Below are 634 nucleotides of genomic sequence, written 5' to 3'. Positions count from 1 at the left end.
GGAAGGGAAACAGGCCGACGACAGGGGCGCGGCGGAAGATCCGCGCACCGGCCCCGCCTGCGCGCTGATGCCCGGCATTCCGCGCGGCACCCTGCTGTGCGAACTGCCCCCGCGCGACGTGCCGGTGGTGCTGTGCTGGGACGACTGCTGACGGGGCCTTCAGGAAGCGAGTTCGCTTCTGCGGTCCATGCCTGCGGGCGGGCAACTGCTGCTGGACATCGCGCCCAGCCAGATGGGCAGCGCGCGGCACATCGCCCGCATCCGGCAGGCAGATGTGGTGGGCATGCCGTGCGCCACCGCCGAGGGGCACTTGCGGTTGCTGCTGCGAAAACGATAGGCCCGGGGACCATCTTCCTCCGGAGGCCCTGCCCCCGGGAAACGAAACAACGACACACCCGGCGCACCCGCGCCGTCCATGGACAGCCTTCACGCATGAGTCTCGTCATCGCCACCGCCACCACCCGTGAAATGAAGGCCGTACTCACCGGCTTCAACGGGCGGGGCCGCGTGGGCTGCGCCCTGCCCGGACCGGGCGAGGCCTGCCCTTCGCCCGTCAACGGGCGCAACTGTCTGCTGCTGGTCACCGGCGTGGGGCCGGTCAACGCGGCCCTGTCGCTGGGCCGGGTACTGGGCG

1 protein-coding gene and 1 pseudogene are annotated in these 634 nt (G+C 71.3%); both read left to right on the top strand.

Annotated elements, in window-relative coordinates; genetic code table 11:
• Nucleotides 1–187 precede the first annotated feature (187 nt).
• Nucleotides 188–337: a hypothetical protein gene (locus tag FVW20_RS18010; RefSeq protein WP_196610663.1), complete on the top strand. Its 150-nt coding sequence runs from the start codon at nucleotides 188–190 to the stop codon at nucleotides 335–337.
• Nucleotides 338–432: 95 nt separating this feature from the next.
• Nucleotides 433–634, top strand: a pseudogene (locus tag FVW20_RS18005) (futalosine hydrolase); the annotation flags it as partial.

Origin of the sequence: Nitratidesulfovibrio oxamicus, assembly GCF_015731765.1 — a bacterium.
Lineage (GTDB): Bacteria > Desulfobacterota > Desulfovibrionia > Desulfovibrionales > Desulfovibrionaceae > Cupidesulfovibrio > Cupidesulfovibrio oxamicus.
This window is presented reverse-complemented; position numbering and strand designations above follow the sequence as displayed.

Coding starts and splice junctions, on each gene's coding strand:
- FVW20_RS18010 (WP_196610663.1), top strand. CDS start 188: ATGCCTGCGGGCGGGCAACTGCTGCTGGACATCGCGCCCAGCCAGATG.